General features: G+C 44.9%; 16 protein-coding genes and 9 tRNA genes. 8 read left to right on the top strand and 17 right to left on the bottom strand.

Annotated elements, in window-relative coordinates; genetic code table 11:
- The first annotated feature begins 42 nt into the window (after window positions 1-42).
- A complete protein-coding gene (locus K5Q92_RS19955) occupies window positions 43-465 on the top strand; it encodes an N-acetyltransferase (protein WP_220770621.1) in 423 nt (140 codons plus the stop codon).
- 104 nt (window positions 466-569) lie between these two features.
- Here the strand turns inward: K5Q92_RS19955 and prmC are convergent, their stop codons facing one another.
- Genes prmC through hemA form a run of 3 tightly spaced genes read right to left on the bottom strand, consistent with a single transcriptional unit; the run spans window position 570 to window position 3,809 of the window.
- Entirely contained in the window at window positions 570-1,412 is an 843-nt protein-coding gene (prmC, locus tag K5Q92_RS19950; protein WP_220770620.1) for a peptide chain release factor N(5)-glutamine methyltransferase, read from the bottom strand.
- Window positions 1,413-1,459: 47 nt separating this feature from the next.
- Window positions 1,460-2,545, bottom strand: a complete 1,086-nt coding sequence (prfA, locus tag K5Q92_RS19945) for a peptide chain release factor 1 (protein ID WP_220770619.1) — start codon at window positions 2,543-2,545, stop codon at window positions 1,460-1,462.
- 13 nt (window positions 2,546-2,558) lie between these two features.
- Complete coding sequence (gene hemA, locus K5Q92_RS19940) at window positions 2,559-3,809, bottom strand: glutamyl-tRNA reductase (protein ID WP_220770618.1); 1,251 nt, start codon at window positions 3,807-3,809, stop codon at window positions 2,559-2,561.
- A 269-nt stretch (window positions 3,810-4,078) separates the two neighbouring features.
- Here hemA and lolB point away from each other — a divergent pair, with 269 nt between their 5' ends.
- From lolB to K5Q92_RS19925, 3 genes are all read left to right on the top strand, one after another.
- The gene (gene lolB / locus K5Q92_RS19935; protein WP_220770617.1) at window positions 4,079-4,738 is read left to right on the top strand and encodes a lipoprotein insertase outer membrane protein LolB; all 660 of its coding nucleotides are present in this window, start codon (window positions 4,079-4,081) and stop codon (window positions 4,736-4,738) included.
- Window positions 4,735-5,589: a 4-(cytidine 5'-diphospho)-2-C-methyl-D-erythritol kinase gene (ispE, locus tag K5Q92_RS19930; RefSeq protein WP_220770616.1), complete on the top strand. Its 855-nt coding sequence runs from the start codon at window positions 4,735-4,737 to the stop codon at window positions 5,587-5,589. Before lolB ends, ispE begins: the two co-directional genes overlap by 4 nt.
- 63 nt (window positions 5,590-5,652) lie before the next feature.
- Window positions 5,653-6,600 carry a ribose-phosphate pyrophosphokinase gene (locus K5Q92_RS19925; RefSeq protein WP_028769213.1) on the top strand — a complete coding sequence of 316 codons (948 nt, stop codon included), beginning with the start codon at window positions 5,653-5,655 and terminating at the stop codon, window positions 6,598-6,600.
- A gap of 102 nt (window positions 6,601-6,702) precedes the next feature.
- Here the strand turns inward: K5Q92_RS19925 and K5Q92_RS19920 are convergent, their stop codons facing one another.
- From K5Q92_RS19920 to K5Q92_RS19855, 14 genes are all read right to left on the bottom strand, one after another.
- Window positions 6,703-7,119, bottom strand: coding sequence for a hypothetical protein (locus K5Q92_RS19920; RefSeq protein WP_220770615.1), 417 nt, complete (start codon window positions 7,117-7,119; stop codon window positions 6,703-6,705).
- A 19-nt stretch (window positions 7,120-7,138) separates the two neighbouring features.
- Window positions 7,139-7,597, bottom strand: a complete 459-nt coding sequence (locus tag K5Q92_RS19915; protein ID WP_220770614.1) for a hypothetical protein — start codon at window positions 7,595-7,597, stop codon at window positions 7,139-7,141.
- A gap of 330 nt (window positions 7,598-7,927) precedes the next feature.
- A tRNA-Gln gene (locus K5Q92_RS19910) sits at window positions 7,928-8,002 on the bottom strand.
- A 48-nt stretch (window positions 8,003-8,050) separates the two neighbouring features.
- A tRNA-Leu gene (locus tag K5Q92_RS19905) sits at window positions 8,051-8,135 on the bottom strand.
- A 76-nt stretch (window positions 8,136-8,211) separates the two neighbouring features.
- Window positions 8,212-8,288: transfer RNA gene (locus K5Q92_RS19900), tRNA-Met, on the bottom strand.
- Window positions 8,289-8,293: 5 nt separating this feature from the next.
- Window positions 8,294-8,368: transfer RNA gene (locus tag K5Q92_RS19895), tRNA-Gln, on the bottom strand.
- 47 nt (window positions 8,369-8,415) lie between these two features.
- Window positions 8,416-8,500 (bottom strand) — tRNA-Leu (locus tag K5Q92_RS19890).
- Between the two features lie 76 nt (window positions 8,501-8,576).
- Window positions 8,577-8,653: transfer RNA gene (locus K5Q92_RS19885), tRNA-Met, on the bottom strand.
- 5 nt (window positions 8,654-8,658) lie between these two features.
- Window positions 8,659-8,733 (bottom strand) — tRNA-Gln (locus K5Q92_RS19880).
- Window positions 8,734-8,780: 47 nt separating this feature from the next.
- Window positions 8,781-8,865, bottom strand: a tRNA-Leu gene (locus K5Q92_RS19875).
- 59 nt (window positions 8,866-8,924) lie between these two features.
- A tRNA-Met gene (locus K5Q92_RS19870) sits at window positions 8,925-9,001 on the bottom strand.
- Between the two features lie 391 nt (window positions 9,002-9,392).
- Complete coding sequence (gene ychF / locus K5Q92_RS19865; RefSeq protein ID WP_220770613.1) at window positions 9,393-10,484, bottom strand: redox-regulated ATPase YchF; 1,092 nt, start codon at window positions 10,482-10,484, stop codon at window positions 9,393-9,395.
- Window positions 10,485-10,537: 53 nt separating this feature from the next.
- On the bottom strand, window positions 10,538-11,122 hold the full coding sequence (gene pth / locus K5Q92_RS19860; RefSeq protein ID WP_012278289.1) for an aminoacyl-tRNA hydrolase: 585 nt from the start codon (window positions 11,120-11,122) through the stop codon (window positions 10,538-10,540).
- Between the two features lie 261 nt (window positions 11,123-11,383).
- A complete protein-coding gene (locus K5Q92_RS19855) occupies window positions 11,384-12,526 on the bottom strand; it encodes an FAD-dependent monooxygenase (protein ID WP_374758458.1) in 1,143 nt (380 codons plus the stop codon).
- A gap of 366 nt (window positions 12,527-12,892) precedes the next feature.
- Here K5Q92_RS19855 and K5Q92_RS19850 point away from each other — a divergent pair, with 366 nt between their 5' ends.
- The 4 genes from K5Q92_RS19850 (at window position 12,893) to ybeY (ending at window position 16,389) form a co-directional block, all read left to right on the top strand.
- Window positions 12,893-13,207, top strand: a complete 315-nt coding sequence (locus K5Q92_RS19850) for a hypothetical protein (RefSeq protein WP_220770611.1) — start codon at window positions 12,893-12,895, stop codon at window positions 13,205-13,207.
- 95 nt (window positions 13,208-13,302) lie between these two features.
- A complete protein-coding gene (miaB, locus tag K5Q92_RS19845) occupies window positions 13,303-14,730 on the top strand; it encodes a tRNA (N6-isopentenyl adenosine(37)-C2)-methylthiotransferase MiaB (protein WP_220770610.1) in 1,428 nt (475 codons plus the stop codon).
- Between the two features lie 155 nt (window positions 14,731-14,885).
- Window positions 14,886-15,926 carry a PhoH family protein gene (locus K5Q92_RS19840; protein ID WP_220770609.1) on the top strand — a complete coding sequence of 347 codons (1,041 nt, stop codon included), beginning with the start codon at window positions 14,886-14,888 and terminating at the stop codon, window positions 15,924-15,926.
- On the top strand, window positions 15,919-16,389 hold the full coding sequence (ybeY, locus tag K5Q92_RS19835; protein ID WP_220770608.1) for an rRNA maturation RNase YbeY: 471 nt from the start codon (window positions 15,919-15,921) through the stop codon (window positions 16,387-16,389). The genes K5Q92_RS19840 and ybeY overlap by 8 nt, the downstream gene beginning before the upstream one ends.
- The last annotated feature ends 18 nt before the right edge of the window (window positions 16,390-16,407 follow it).

Genomic DNA, 16,407 nt, shown 5'->3' with positions numbered 1-16,407 from the left:
ATGCCATTGCTTGAGCCTGATAATAAAAAAGAGATATAAATAATGAGCCGAGATGCGCTGTTTACCCAAGACGATAGCGATAAATTTGCCGATACCATTAAACAGAAAATTGCAGAGTTTAACTGGCAACATTGGGAAGTGTCAGAAAGACTGCCTCTAGGACTAAAGCTTGAAGACAGTAATGGCCAGCTTGTTGCGGGACTTGCCGGTAGAACCTTTGGCAATTGGCTTATGATTGACAATCTATGGGTCGCTGAAAACCTACGAGGACAGAAAATCGGTCATCAGCTGCTTACCGAGGCTGAAACCATCGCCAAGGCCCGCGGTTGCCAATCTGCAATTTTGGATACGCTAAACTTCCAGGCTAAACCATTTTATGAAGCCAGAGGTTATCAATTAAAGTGGACCCAACAGGACTACCCTAAAACAGGCTGTAAATATTTTATGGTGAAACAACTCTTCTAACAGACTAAGTCTAATAAAGTGTCAACTTACCTCAGGACTGGACAGGGCCAAAATGAAAAAAGGCACTAACCATAGTGCCTTTTTGTTTAACCTGCATCAGAGTACTACCTAGGCCAGCGACCTAATGTACAGCGGTCATTACTGCCAAAGTCACGAACCGTCGCCACATTTTCATAGCCTAGCTCAATTAACTTCTCTCTTAACTCGATAGCTTGTTGATAACCGTGCTCAAGCAGTAAATAACCACCCGGCGCTAAATAATCACGCGCTGACTCTGCAATGTAAAACAGATCGGCAAAACCTCTCTGAGGTGCGGTTAATGCGCTGGCGGGTTCAAATCTCACATCACCTTGAGAAAGATGTTCATCTTCCTCATCGATATAGGGCGGGTTAGACACGATCAAGTTAAAATCATAACACTCGACAGCATCAAACCAGTCACTTTGAAACACATCAACTTGATCAAGCTTTAAATTAGTACGGTTTTCTTTGGCTAACGCCACCGCATCTTCAACTTTATCAATCGCACAAACTTGCCACTCACTGCGCTCATGGGCCAGTGACAGAGCGATAGCTCCAGTACCCGTCCCCAAGTCGAGCACCTTGGCATTTTCAGCCAAAGGCAGGTTTAGCGCCGTTTCAACCAGAATTTCAGTATCGGGGCGCGGAATAAGCGTGGTCGGGTTTACTCTAAATGGTAGCGACCAAAACTCCCTCTCGCCCACAATATGCGCAATCGGATTACCCCGCAAACGCTTAGCTAACATCTGCTTAAACTCAAACACTTGTTCGGGTTCTAAGCTTCTATCAGGCCAAGTGTACAAATAGCTGCGCGGCTTGTTAATCACATGAAGCAACATCACCTCAGCATCGAGTGATGCCGAGTCTGAAATGCTTTCAAGCTGAGAAGAGGCCCACTTAAGCGCCCCTGAGATAGTTAATTGCAAGGAATATCCTTATTCATCTGTAGCACAATGATAGTTTGAGAGAAGGCTTAACCTTCACCCAGTGCTGCAAGCATATCCGCTTGGTTTTCTTGGATAAGTGGCTCGATAACGCAATCGATGTCACCTTCCATAAATTCGCCTAAGCGGTACAGAGTTAAGTTGATTCGGTGCTCACTCACTCGGCCTTGTGGGAAGTTATAGGTACGAATACGCTCCGAACGATCACCACTGGTTACTAAGTTTCGGCGAGTGCTTTCTTCTGCACTACGACGCTTCTCGTCTTCTACCGCCTGAATACGCGCAGACAAAACGCTCATCGCCTGAGCACGGTTCTTATGCTGTGAACGCTGATCCTGACACTCTACAACGATACCCGTTGGAATATGGGTAATACGAATCGCAGAGTCGGTTTTGTTCACGTGCTGACCACCCGCACCTGATGCGCGGAAAGTATCAACCTTAAGATCGGCTTTGTTAATTTCAATCGCTTCGGCTTCAGGGATCTCAGGTAGTACAATCACTGTACAGGCTGAAGTATGCACGCGGCCTTGTGATTCAGTTTCAGGTACGCGCTGTACACGGTGTCCACCTGACTCGAATTTCAACTTACCGTAAACACCATCACCACTGATCTTCGCAATCACTTCTTTAAAGCCGCCATGCTCACCTTCGTTGGTGTTCATAACTTCAATTTGCCAGCGCTTACTTTCAGCATATTTACTGTACATGCGGAACAGATCTCCGGCAAAGATAGCTGCCTCATCGCCACCCGCACCCGCGCGGATCTCGATAAAACAGTTATTATCATCGTTAGGATCTTTCGGAAGTAGTAAGATCTGCAATTCGGCTTCAAGAGTTACAATAGCTTCTTTAGCCGCTTTATATTCTTCCTGAGCCATCTCTTTTAGATCTGGATCATCCTCTTCCATCATCTCTTTAGCCGACTCAAAGTCTTCTTCGGCTTGTTGGTAAGACTTAAAAGCCTTTACCACATCTTCAAGTTGAGAATACTCTTTAGACAAGGCGCGGAAACGCTCCTGATCGGCAATAATGCTTGCATCGCTCAGTAACGCCAACACTTCTTCATTACGTTCAAGTAAGCCTTCAAGCTTACGAATCACACTGTCCTTCATTAAAACGCTAACCTTAGTCTTTATCTAGTCCAAGCACAGCTCTTAATTGTCCAAGAGAATTCAGGTCCCCTTGTCGACTCGCAGCGGTAAGCGCTTGTGTCGGCGCATGGATCAGTTTGTTGGTAAGCTTATTAGCTAGCTCTAGCAAGACCTGCTCACTATTACCACCTTGGGCCAACTTGTTGACCGCTCGCTCTACCAGCTCATCTTTAATCGCCATACTTTGAGTGCGATATTCACGGATGCTGTCTACCGACTCTAGGGAGCGGATCCATTCCATAAATTGATAAGCTTGATCTTCTGCAATTAATTCTGCTTGCTCGGCGGCCTCTCTTCGAGACGCCATATTCTGTTCAATAATGCTTTGTAGGTCATCCACGGTATAGAGGAATGCATCATCTAAATCCGCGACTTCGGCCTCGATATCTCGAGGAACTGCTATATCAACCAATAACATAGGTTGATGACGACGCTGCTTAAGCGCTTTTTCTACCATGCCTTTACCAAGAATTGGTAATGGGCTAGCCGTAGAGGATATCACGATATCGGCCTTAGGGAGAAAATCTGGGATCTGTTCTAGTGTAATTGCTGTTGCACCAAACTCATCACACATAGCTTCCGCACGTGAAACGGTACGGTTTGCAACCACCATGGTTTTAACACCATTGTCTTTTAAATGGCGTGCAACAAGCTCAATAGTCTCACCCGCACCGACTAATAATACCTGAGTCGTACTGAGTGATGAGAAAATATGCTTAGCCATGCTGACGGCGGCAAATGCCACAGAGACGGCGGCAGCGCCAATCTCGGTTTCGGTACGAATTTTTTTAGCCACAGAAAAGGTATTTTGAAACAACCTGTCCATTGTGGTCGCAACGGTGCCCGCCTCTTTCGCTTTCACAAAAGATTGCTTCACTTGACCGAGAATTTGCGGTTCGCCCAAAATAAGTGAATCGAGTCCAGCAGAAACGCGCATCAAATGTTTGACCGCTTCCTGACCTTTATATTGGTATAGACAAGGCTCAACGTCTTCGTGGGAAAGTTGATGGTAATCCTCCAACCAGGCAACGACGTCAGCAGCTTCACTATTGTTACAGTAAAGTTCTGTACGGTTACAGGTGGAGATGATGACGGCTTCGCCTGATTGAGTACTAGCAGCTAGACTCTTCATGGCATCATGAATTTTATCTGGACCGAATGCGACTTTTTCTCGCAGATCGACCGTGGCCGTTTTATGGTTAATTCCGATTGCTACAAGGCTCATTTGACTCGTTCTGGACTCTTGGGCATCTCATTTATTGGTGCCATTCTACTGAATTGGTATTGTTAAAAACAGAATACGCTTAACAAAACCGAATAATAATCTCTGTTCTTACCCATTTTTTCAATTAGCATCACTTTTTTAACTATTCATATATAGTTATGTCACGCATTAACGACATTGAGCATTGTATAAATTTATATTTTTGCATATGGGCATTGGTAAATCATCCAACCCCTCGTATCATAAGGGCTCTTTTATATCAGTAATAGATGAATAATTTGAGACGTATCACAAAAAACACTTATCTTTGGGTGATGCTGGGCACTCTTTTAGTTAGTGGTTGCTCAACTACCATACCAGACAACCTAGTTCCCGTCTCTGTTAACAAAGTGCAGCAGGCTGACGCATGGGAGATGCAGGGGAAGCTTGCGGTGAGAACACCCCAGGATAAATTCAGCACCAATCTATATTGGCTACATAGCCCTACCCATGATGAACTAAAGCTGACAACAATGCTGGGGACTACCGTTTTATCGCTACAGAGTCGAGCTGGCGAAGCCACGCTGGAAGTCGATGGCCGGACCTACACAGATAGCGACCCTCAACGCCTTCTTACCCGAGTCTCGGGCTGGTCAATACCAATTGAGTCACTACCACTTTGGATCACAGGCCAATTAACAGTGGGCGACAAATTGATGGCCAAAGACGCTCAAGGTCGTCCTGCAAAGCTGGTCAATTCAGAGCAACTCCCTCCTTGGGAAGTTGACTTTAACAGTTGGCAGGTGCAAAGCGGTGCGGAAGTCCCACGTTTACTTAACCTACGACGTGGAGAAGTACGCTTAAAACTACAACTCAATCAATGGCAAGCTTTAGCTCCACAAAGTACTACGCTTATTCAGCAGACGTCACAAACCGAGAATTCTTTATGACAGCGCCACTTTCTTTAGGCTGGCCCGCACCAGCTAAACTCAATCTGTTTCTGCATATTAATGCCCGACGCAGTGATGGCTATCACGAGCTGCAAACTCTGTTTCAATTCATTGAGCATTGTGACTACCTAGATTTTAAAGTGTTAGATAAGCCAACCCTGAAATTACATTCGAATATGTCGGCAGTTGTTGCTGACAGCGATAACTTAATTCTCAGAGCCGCAAAATCACTACAACAAAGAACAAATTGTCAACTTGGCGCTGAAATTTGGCTCGATAAACGCCTACCAATGGGCGGCGGTCTCGGCGGCGGTTCCTCCGATGCGGCAACAACATTGGTCGCCCTTAATCAACTTTGGCAAACAGGGCTATCCACAACGGAACTTTGCGAACTAGGATTAAAGCTAGGTGCGGATGTTCCTGTTTTTATTAATGGTTTTGCGGCCTTTGCCGAAGGTGTGGGTGAAAAACTGCAAAACGTTGAGCCTGCCCAGCCTTGGTATCTGGTGTTAGTGCCTCAGGTGCATGTTTCTACAGCGGAAGTATTTCAAGACCCCGATCTACCTCGAAGCACGCCAAAGTTAAGTCTAGAGTCATTAATGAACAGCCCTTGGCAAAATGACTGCCAAAGATTAGTCGCAAAACGCTACCCTCAAGTTGCCAAAACCTTAGACTGGCTGCTAGAATATGCGCCGTCCAGAATGACCGGAACAGGAGCATGTGTTTTTGGTCAATTCGAACAGGAGCAACAAGCTAAAGATGTATTGGCGAAATTGCCTGCATCAATACAAGGCTTTGTCGCGAAAGGGGCAAATAAATCGCCGTTAATGCTGAGATTAACTCAGTGTTAACCACTCTCTGGGATACGATTAATCCCAGCCACAATCATGAAGCATACGCCTGAGGTTCCTACAGTGCCTGACATTAAACTTTTTGCCGGTAACGCTACACCTAGTCTCGCTAAGAAGATAGCCGATCGTCTATTTTGTAAACTTGGAGACGCGGAAGTAGGCGTTTTCAGTGACGGCGAAATCAGTGTCCAAATTAATGAAAATGTACGTGGTGCGGATGTGTTCATCATTCAATCTACTTGCGCTCCTACTAACGATAACCTAATGGAACTTATCGTTATGGTTGACGCGCTTCGTCGTGCATCAGCTGGTCGTATTACAGCAGTTATTCCTTACTTTGGTTACGCGCGTCAGGACCGTCGTGTTCGCAGTGCTCGTGTACCTATCACTGCTAAAGTTGTTGCAGATTTCTTATCAAGCGTTGGTGTTGACCGCGTATTGACATGTGATCTACACGCTGAACAAATCCAAGGTTTCTTCGACGTTCCAGTTGATAACGTATTCGGTAGCCCAGTACTGCTAGAAGACATGTTAGCGAAGAACCTAGAAAACCCTGTAGTTGTTTCTCCTGACATCGGTGGTGTTGTACGCGCTCGTGCAGTCGCTAAGCTACTTGATGATTCTGACTTAGCCATTATCGACAAACGTCGCCCACAGGCGAACGTTGCTCAAGTAATGCATATCATTGGTGACGTTCAAGGCCGTGATTGCATCATCGTTGATGACATGATCGATACTGGTGGCACGCTATGTAAAGCTGCAGAAGCACTGAAAGAGCACGGTGCAAACCGTGTATTCGCTTACGCAACTCACCCAGTTTTCTCTGGCAATGCAGCTAAGAACATCGCTGAGTCTGTAATCGATGAAGTTATCGTAACCGACACTATTCCACTAAGCCCTGAAATTGCGGCTCTAGACAAAGTATCTCAATTGACTATGTCTACAGTTATGGCTGAAGCGATTCGCCGTGTAAGCAACGAAGAGTCAATCTCTGCAATGTTCAAACACTAATTCTTAGTAAATGCTAAGAGCTAGTCTGGCAAGATAGAGATGAAAAACGCACTCCTTTGAGTGCGTTTTTTTATGCCAATAAATTACCGTTTTCAGTCATTACTACTCAACAAACCTACGCTTGAGGGCATCGTCTCTTACCGCTAGTGTAATGTCATAAGCAATACTACGGCGCAGTTTAACCAGCCAGCCATCAACCTTGCCCATATCGACTTTACAGCTCTTCTTGCCACAATCTGGACGCTCGGCACTGATAAGCTTAACGGCAACGCTGTTATCCTTTACCATCAGCTCCGTTGTTATCTTATAGGTCTTATAATCTAAATTTGCGTATCTAATACCTGATTCATCTTTGCTAAATACCCAATGATTACGTTTAACCGCATCGGTCAGCATACTATCTATGTCTGTTATATAGGTACCGTAAGGGATCGGGTCTTGATAAAGTTTCAACTCACTAGCCGTAACAGTCATGACTCCAATACAGCTTACAAGCAGACCTGCTATGATTTTTCTCATCTAGATATCCTTAACGTTTTTAAAACCGTGACAGTTGCTTGCTGATGCTATTTCTAAGGTTTTTAATGTAGTTGTAATAACCTCGGCTGTTCTTATAGCAGATATCATCTACCAGCTTCTTACACACATAATCGCCGAGCGCATCATGATATTTAAGTTGTACCAAAGACTGGTCATACTCTATTCGCATCACATTGGTATCGCCACGATAGTCGAACCGCGCCAAGATGTAACCATCTCCCTCGCCTTGGTAAACCCAAGCGAAACCTTTGGTGGTCAACATTCCCTCTAAGATCCCATAACGGATCTTATCAAGATCATTAGTTCCGGTTTCAATTTCTTTATGAACCGCTCTAATGTATCGATCAGAAGACTTAGGCTTGATCTTGTCGTTGATTTCAAGTGTCGTTGGTGCGGCTTGAACGGCACAACTCGCTGACAACAAACACCCTAGAGATAAGGCGATTAAAGGCCTCATAGTATTCACTCCCTGAAATGATAAAGCAGAATCCTAGCACAGATTTTAATCAGCAGTGATTAACTTATACCAATCAATATAAGAGACTGATCTACTCAGGGCATTTTTTCGCAAACTGATTCAAGTCGAATAGCTGAAAGAATGTTTGTTACATTATGAAGCTTTTAAACGCCAAAGTAGGTAGTCAAAAACTCTCTAGAATGGCGCCCAAACCTTTATGCTGATTGGTATTATAAGAGTGCTAAGAAAAATAGGAGAATATTAGCATCGAAGCTAAGAATAGAAATGCAGAAAACAAAAAGCCCATCCTAAGATGGGCTTTTTGGCAAGTGGCTGGGGTACCAGGATTCGAACCTGGGAATGCCGAGATCAAAACCCGGTGCCTTACCGCTTGGCGATACCCCAATCAAACTTTCTAACTCACAACAAGCCTTGGCTCATCATGTAAATAAATGGTACGGGAAGAGAGACTTGAACTCTCACACCTTACGGCACCAGAACCTAAATCTGGCGTGTCTACCAATTCCACCACTCCCGCACTGCACCTGTGTTCACACACAGTATCAGATTTTACATCTCTGACGGCGATGATTCTAGTTTACATCCAGAAAAGATGGTAGCAATGGCGGGACTTGAACCTGCGACCCCAGCATTATGAGTGCTGTGCTCTAACCAGCTGAGCTACATTGCCAAAGATGGCTGGGGTACCAGGATTTGAACCTGGGAATGCCGAGATCAAAACCCGGTGCCTTACCGCTTGGCGATACCCCAAAAATCTTAGTTTCAGTAACAAGCCTAAGCTCATCACTTGAATTAAATGGTACGGGAAGAGAGACTTGAACTCTCACACCTTGCGGCACCAGAACCTAAATCTGGCGTGTCTACCAATTCCACCACTCCCGCACTGCACCTGTGTTCACACACAGCATCAGATTTTACATCTCTGACGGAGATGATTCTAGTTTACATCCAGAAAAGATGGTAGCAATGGCGGGACTTGAACCTGCGACCCCAGCATTATGAGTGCTGTGCTCTAACCAGCTGAGCTACATTGCCAAAGATGGCTGGGGTACCAGGATTTGAACCTGGGAATGCCGAGATCAAAACCCGGTGCCTTACCGCTTGGCGATACCCCAAAAATCTTGCTTTCAGTAACAAGCCTAAGCTCATCACTTAAATTAAATGGTACGGGAAGAGAGACTTGAACTCTCACACCTTGCGGCACCAGAACCTAAATCTGGCGTGTCTACCAATTCCACCACTCCCGCACAACATCTGTTTTTTACATCCCGATTAAGATGCTGCCAACTAAGTTGGCAAAAGAAGATGGTAGCAATGGCGGGACTTGAACCTGCGACCCCAGCATTATGAGTGCTGTGCTCTAACCAGCTGAGCTACATTGCCATCTTTCTTTTTCGCCCCCCAGTCTGGGGAACGGGGCGTATTATGCTTATTCGGGTTAATCAGGTCAACTGCTTTTTTTCGCAAATTTACCGAAAAAGCATTGTTAGGCGATAACTTCACCAAACTGAGCAACAGACATTCAAAAAAGCGTCTTTTGTCAGAGAATTTTAGCAGTTTTTACTCACAAACTTACCAGTAATAGTGGCTTTATACACTCAGGCCACTTCTTATTCTGTCAAAATCCCCCACTTTGTACCCGCCTAACTTACAAAACCCAAGCAACTTATACCAATCAGTATCAGGCGATGTCATAGGCAATGCTTGTTCAAGTCCTAGATACAAAAACGGCGACTATAATGAGTCGCCGTTTATTATCAATGTAGCGTCAAGCTTATACGTTAAATAGGAAATGCATTACATCGCCATCTTTTACGGTATAAGTCTTACCTTCTACGCGAAGCTTACCAGCTTCTTTCGCGCCGGCTTCACCTTTATAAGTAATGAAATCTTCATAAGACATAACCTGTGCACGGATAAAGCCACGCTCGAAGTCAGTATGAATAACACCAGCGGCCTGTGGAGCACTCGCTCCAACACGAACAGTCCAAGCACGTACTTCTTTTACACCAGCGGTAAAGTAAGTTTGTAGGCTTAGTAGATCGTAACCAGCACGGATCACGCGATCAAGACCAGGCTCTTCTAGACCTAGATCGGCCATGAACTCTTCACGGTCTTCTGCGTCCATCTCGGCAAGCTCTGACTCAATTGCCGCACATACAGCAACAACTACTGCGTTTTCTTCAGCAGCAATAGCCTTTACCGTATCTAGATGAGGGTTATTCTCAAAACCATCTTCAGATACGTTAGCGATGTACATGGTTGGCTTTAACGTTAGGAAGTTTAAGTAACCAACTGCCGCTAACTCTTCTTTAGTTAGCTCCATTGAACGTAGCATTTTGCCTTCGTCTAACACTGGACGCATTTTTTCAAGCACACTCACTTCAAACTTAGCATCAGCGTCACCGCCTTTAGCACGCTTTGCCTGACGTGTAATCGCACGCTCACATGAGTCTAGGTCAGCTAGTGCAAGTTCGGTGTTAATCACTTCGATATCACTTGCAGGTGACACCTTGTTAGCTACGTGAACAATGTTATCGTCTTCAAAACAACGAACAACATGGCCAATCGCATCGGTTTCACGGATGTTAGCTAGGAACTTGTTACCTAAACCTTCACCTTTAGATGCGCCAGCAACTAGACCTGCGATATCCACAAACTCCATCGTTGTAGCCAATACACGCTCAGGCTTCACAATTTCAGCCAATGCGTCTAAACGTGGATCCGGTACAGGAACAACGCCAGTATTAGGTTCAATTGTACAGAACGGGAAGTTTGACGCTTCGATACCAGCTTTCGTTAGTGCGTTGAAGAGTGTTGATTTACCAACGTTTGGCAGGCCTACGATGCCACATTTGAAACCCATATTGTTACCTTTAATATCAATGAATGACTTGGAGCTTCACTCCAAGCACTTGTTTAAGCTTTAAAAGAATGCAGTCTATGCATCGCCTTTGCCATATCTTGGTTGAACAAGACCTCTGTCGAACGTACCGCTTCATCAACCGCGGCGTCCATCAGCTCTTGATCCGTTGGAGAGGCTTTACTCAGCACATAATTGCTCACCTGACTCTTATCGCCAGGATGGCCTATGCCGATCCGCAGTCGATAAAAGCCTTTATCATTGGCTAATTTTGCAATGATATCTTTAAGACCGTTATGACCACCATGACCACCGCCCAACTTAAACTTTGCAACACCCGGTGGCATATCTAGCTCATCGTGCGCAACTAATATCTCTTCTGGTGCGATGCGGAAAAAGTTCGCTAACGCACCAACCGACTTACCACTTAAATTCATAAAGGTCGTCGGAATTAATAGACGAACATCTTTGCCATGCAGCGTCACTCTTGCCGTCATGCCAAAGTATTTGCTGTCTAATGTTAACGTGGCACCACAGACTCTAGCGAGTTCCTCAACGTACCACGCACCTGCATTATGGCGAGTCCGTTCATACTGTGCGCCGGGGTTTGCAAGCCCAACTATCAGTTTTATATTGCTCATAGTACCAGTCTGTTATTACCTAATTTTGGTTTTGTCGCCGAGCCAATCAGCCAGCAGCAAAATTAAAAACGCGACATTTTAGCACTCAAATAGCCTGCCAACAAATTATACGCAAATTTACACTTATCACTGTACTGAACCAGCCTATTTTCACCCCTAGCTTTGATCCCATTCCCCAATGAAAAACAGCAAGTCGATCAATACCCCAAAAAAAACCGAATGCTCAGCATTCGGTTATTCTCTTTAAGTAATGACTCTAACTTAAAAGCCCATTGCGTACTTCAGTACCTGTTTCTTTATTGGTGTATCGATATTCGCAAGCTTGAGTGCGCCATTACGTAGTAGCTTTAGCGGCAATATGTCATTACTAAAGCTGGCATAAAACAGATCCATGGTCGACATCATCAACAGGTTGTCTCGGTAACGACTCTTTTGAAATTCAGCTAAGACAGGCTTTTGCCACCAGCCAGTTTTATCTTCAAGATGACCTGCAATCGTGCAAATTAAGGCATCGACATCTTTAAAGCCTAAGTTAACTCCCTGCCCAGCTAACGGGTTGATGGTATGGGCAGCATCACCAAGAATCACTAAGTTATTCTGGTAATAAGTCTGTGCATGACGGCGAGTCAGTTTAAAACTCGCCTTATTGATAACACTAAAGTCACGATCTAATCGCTGTGGGAAATATTGATCAATTTGCACTTTTAATGCTGAATTATTGAGTTGGCTAAGTTGCGCAATTCTATTGGCATCATCATACCAAACTAATGAAGCATTATTGCCCGGTAGTGGCAATAAGGAGCGAGGCCCACTGGGTGTAAACTGTTGCCAAGTGACATCTTGCTCACTACATGCTGTTTCGATATTAATCAGCATGGCTGACTGCGCATAATCCCACGCTGTAATACCAATGTTTGCCCATTGGCGAACCATAGAGTTAGCACCATCGGCGCCGATAAGCAGACGAGCTTGCAATGCCTCACCATTATCAAGCTTAACCTCTATTGAGTCCTGAAGTGGTTTGCGTGACATCTCTACAATTTTTACCGGGCAAAACAACCTAATGTTCTCTAGTTGCTGCATCCGCTGCCAAAGAGAGAGCTGGATCAGGCGGTTCTCAATAATATGACCTAAGTGCGTGGCACCAATTTGCTCGCTGTGAAAACGGGTAATACAGCCATCCATTTCCCAAGTCTCTAGGCCTTTATAGGCAACTTTACGCATCGAATCGAGCCCAGCCAAAGCACCAAGGCGATCAAGCAAAGATTCCGATGCAGCGCTGATGGCGGAAACCCGCAGGTCCAAAGGTTGTTCACTGTCATAGGGTTTTGGAGCAAACGCTTCAACAATTGCCACCTTTAATCCAAGCTGGCCAAGACCTATTGCGGTTGCCGCGCCGACCATACCACCGCCAACAACAACTGCATCATATAGACTGTCTTTACTATTCGTCTGTTCCACTGTTACCTGTCTCCTGACAACTAAGCTCACTTTTCGGCTCAGAGTTTACACTTAAAAGGTATCGATATTGAGGCTTTATATAAGAAAGTTTGTACTATTTTGAAGCAAGCCGGATTTCTCCTAAGAATATGTAAACCAAGCTCCGCTAAAGTATGTCGTTTGATGTCATATTCGACTCTAACGTATATAAATGTGTCTGAACTCGAATATCCTCACACCTGCTTACAAACAGCAAGGGCAAGATCCAAACCATGCCATACACTCAAACTGTCAAATGGATACATCCTTATTGGAATGAGTGAGAACATTATGAAAACACTTACCTGTGCCACACTATTAATAGCATCGATGCTACCAAATATTGGCTACACAGCTGACGCTGACAGTCAAATGGAACGCATCACCGTGACCTACCGAACCCCTTTTGAGTATGCACTATATCAATATACAACCGAGACCTTACAGGCCTTTAACCAGCAAGTTATAATGGATATTCAAATACAAGCTCGGTTAAGCAGCATGCAAATGGCCAAGGAACACGGCGTGATGACTAACGAACTATCCAAGGCGAACGAGTCAAACAAAACCTTAATAAGTTCAAGGACATTAAAATCGGCTGAATAATTTCACTTTAATAACGGCTAAATGCTAGCCACAGGCTAACTTAGGCGTTAAAATGTCGCGCTATTTTTTCGGTGCTTCTAGAGTGATACAGACTGATGAGTAAAAAACTCCATATTAAAACTTGGGGCTGTCAAATGAATGAGTATGACTCTTCAAAGATGGCTGATCTTCTTGACGAATACGAAGGTTACACACTAACAGACGAAGCTGAAGAAGCTGACGTACTGCTACTTAACACCTGTTCTATCCGTGAGAAAGCACAGGAAAAGGTTTTTCATCAGCTAGGGCGTTGGAAAACATTAAAAGATAAGAAACCAGGGCTGATTATCGGCGTTGGTGGTTGCGTGGCCTCTCAAGAAGGTAAGGCAATCAAAGAGCGTGCTCAGTGTGTGGATCTTATTTTTGGACCACAGACCTTACACCGCCTACCAGAGATGATCGATCAGATCCGAGCAGGTAAGAAAGCCGTTATTGATGTCAGCTTCCCTGAAGTGGAAAAGTTTGACCGCTTACCAGAGCCTCGTGCTGAAGGCCCAAGTGCTTTCGTATCAATTATGGAAGGCTGTAGTAAATACTGCTCTTTCTGTGTGGTGCCTTATACCCGTGGTGAAGAAGTGAGTCGTCCACTTGACGATATCATTCTTGAGATCGCACAGCTGGCAGAGCAAGGGGTGCGTGAAGTTAACTTACTTGGACAAAACGTAAACGCTTACCGCGGTGCAACCCACGATGACGAAATCTGTACTTTTGCAGAGCTTTTACGTTACGTGGCGGCAATCGATGGTATTGACCGTCTACGCTTTACCACCAGCCACCCAATTGAGTTTACACAAGACATTATTGATGTGTACGAAGACACACCTGAATTGGTGAGTTTCTTACACCTACCTGTACAATCTGGTTCTGACTTAATCCTCACTCAGATGAAACGTGGCCACATGGCAATCGAGTATAAGTCGATTATCCGTCGCCTACGTAAGGCACGTCCAGACATTCAGATCAGTTCAGATTTCATCATCGGCTTCCCTGGCGAGTCTAAGCAAGATTTTGCCGACACCATGAAGTTAATTGAAGATGTACAGTTTGACCATAGCTTTAGCTTTATCTATAGCGCACGCCCAGGTACGCCAGCGGCAGATCTACCAGACGATGTAAGCTTAGATGAAAAGAAAGAGCGCCTAGCGATTCTACAAGACCGCATTACCCAGCAAGCTATGCGTTATAGCCGTCAAATGTTAGGTACGGTTCAACGTATCTTAGTTGAAGGTCCATCGGTTAAAAACCCAATGGAACTACGCGGCCGCACGGAAAACAACCGTGTAGTGAACTTTGAAGGCACACCTGAGCATGTCGGCGGTTTTGTTGATGTTGAGATTGTTGACGTTTATACCAACTCGCTGCGCGGTGTATTTATCCGTGGTGAAGATGAAATGGACTTACGTCGCGACCTGCGCCCATCAGACATCACTGCTAAATATAAACAAAGTGACGACTTAGGTGTGACTCAGTATACGCCTGCTTAAACAGTTATAAGATTGAACACGCTAAAGGCGGCATCCCGAGATGCCGCTTTTTTCTTCTCGGTCATCGCGAAAAAATACCATTCGCAATTATTAAGCATGGCTCGTAAACTAGCACTATTAACGTATAACCCTACGTCCATAAATGGAGTGTTTTTTTGTCAAACAAGTTAACAACGCTCAACCTGTATTTAGAGCCTGCAGACACTCGTAGACTGGCCTCGCTTTGTGGCCCGTTTGATGACAATATCAAGCAGCTAGAGCGCCGAATTGGCGTTGAGATCAGCTACCGTAATAACCACTTTCAAATTGTTGGTGCGCCACGAAACTGCTTAACTGCAAACAACTTGCTTAAAGATCTCTATATCGAAACGCAGCCAGTAAAAGGCAGCACGCCAGATCTTGAGCCTGATGCAGTCCATATCGCAATTCAAGAGGCTATTTCCCTCGATATGGAAGCGCCTCGTGACGAGAAAGAGCTATATATAAAGACTAAGCGTGGTGTCATCAAGCCTCGCAACCCAAACCAGAGTGACTATGTTCGTAATATCGTGACCCACGATATTACCTTCGGTATTGGTCCTGCCGGCACGGGCAAAACTTACTTAGCGGTAGCCGCTGCCGTAGATGCACTAGAGCGCCAAGAAGTGCGCCGTATTTTGCTGACCCGCCCAGCAGTTGAAGCCGGTGAGAAACTGGGCTTCCTACCCGGCGATTTAAGCCAGAAGGTCGACCCTTATCTGCGTCCACTTTATGATGCGCTATTTGAGATGATGGGCTTTGAGAAAGTAGAACGCCTGATAGAGCGTAACGTTATCGAAGTCGCGCCGCTGGCTTATATGCGTGGCCGCACGTTAAATGACGCCTTTATTATTCTCGATGAAAGCCAAAATACCACCGTAGAGCAGATGAAGATGTTTCTGACCCGTATTGGCTTTAATTCACGGGCGGTGATCACGGGCGACATTACCCAGATAGACTTACCTAAGCATCAAAAGTCTGGCCTACGCCACTCTATTGAAGTGTTAGGAGAAGTCGATGAAATTAGCTTTAACTTCTTCCAAGCAAAAGATGTGGTACGTCACCCTGTTGTGGCACGCATCGTTGAGGCTTATGAAGCGTTCGACTTAAAAGCACAATCGAGTAAAGGCAATAAAGACAGCCAATACCAATTACAGGAAAGCGCAACCCATGAATGATAGTCAAACGGTTATCGATCTTGATCTTCAGATCGCCGTAGAAGGCTTTGAACTACCATCGCAAGTCGATTTTGAACTTTGGGTAAAAACAGCACTCAGAGATACCATGAGTGAGGCTGAATTAACGATTCGCATCGTTGACGTTGAAGAAAGCCAAGAATTAAACTCTACTTATCGTGGTAAAGATAAACCAACTAATGTTTTGTCTTTCCCGTTTGAAGCACCACCGGGCATTGAACTACCGCTACTAGGCGATTTAGTGATCTGCGCGGCGGTTGTTAAGCAAGAAGCAATTGATCAAAATAAACCGCTAATCGCACATTGGGCACACATGGTTGTACATGGTTGCCTCCATCTGCTAGGGTATGATCATATTGACGACTCTGAGGCTGAAGAGATGGAGTCACTAGAGACTCAACTCATTGAAAGCCTTGGTTATACTAATCCTTATAAGGAGCAATAATTGGCTCAAAAGAGTCAA

It is taken from the genome of Shewanella sp. MBTL60-007 (genome assembly GCF_019654915.1).
Lineage (GTDB): Bacteria > Pseudomonadota > Gammaproteobacteria > Enterobacterales > Shewanellaceae > Shewanella.
This window is presented reverse-complemented; position numbering and strand designations above follow the sequence as displayed.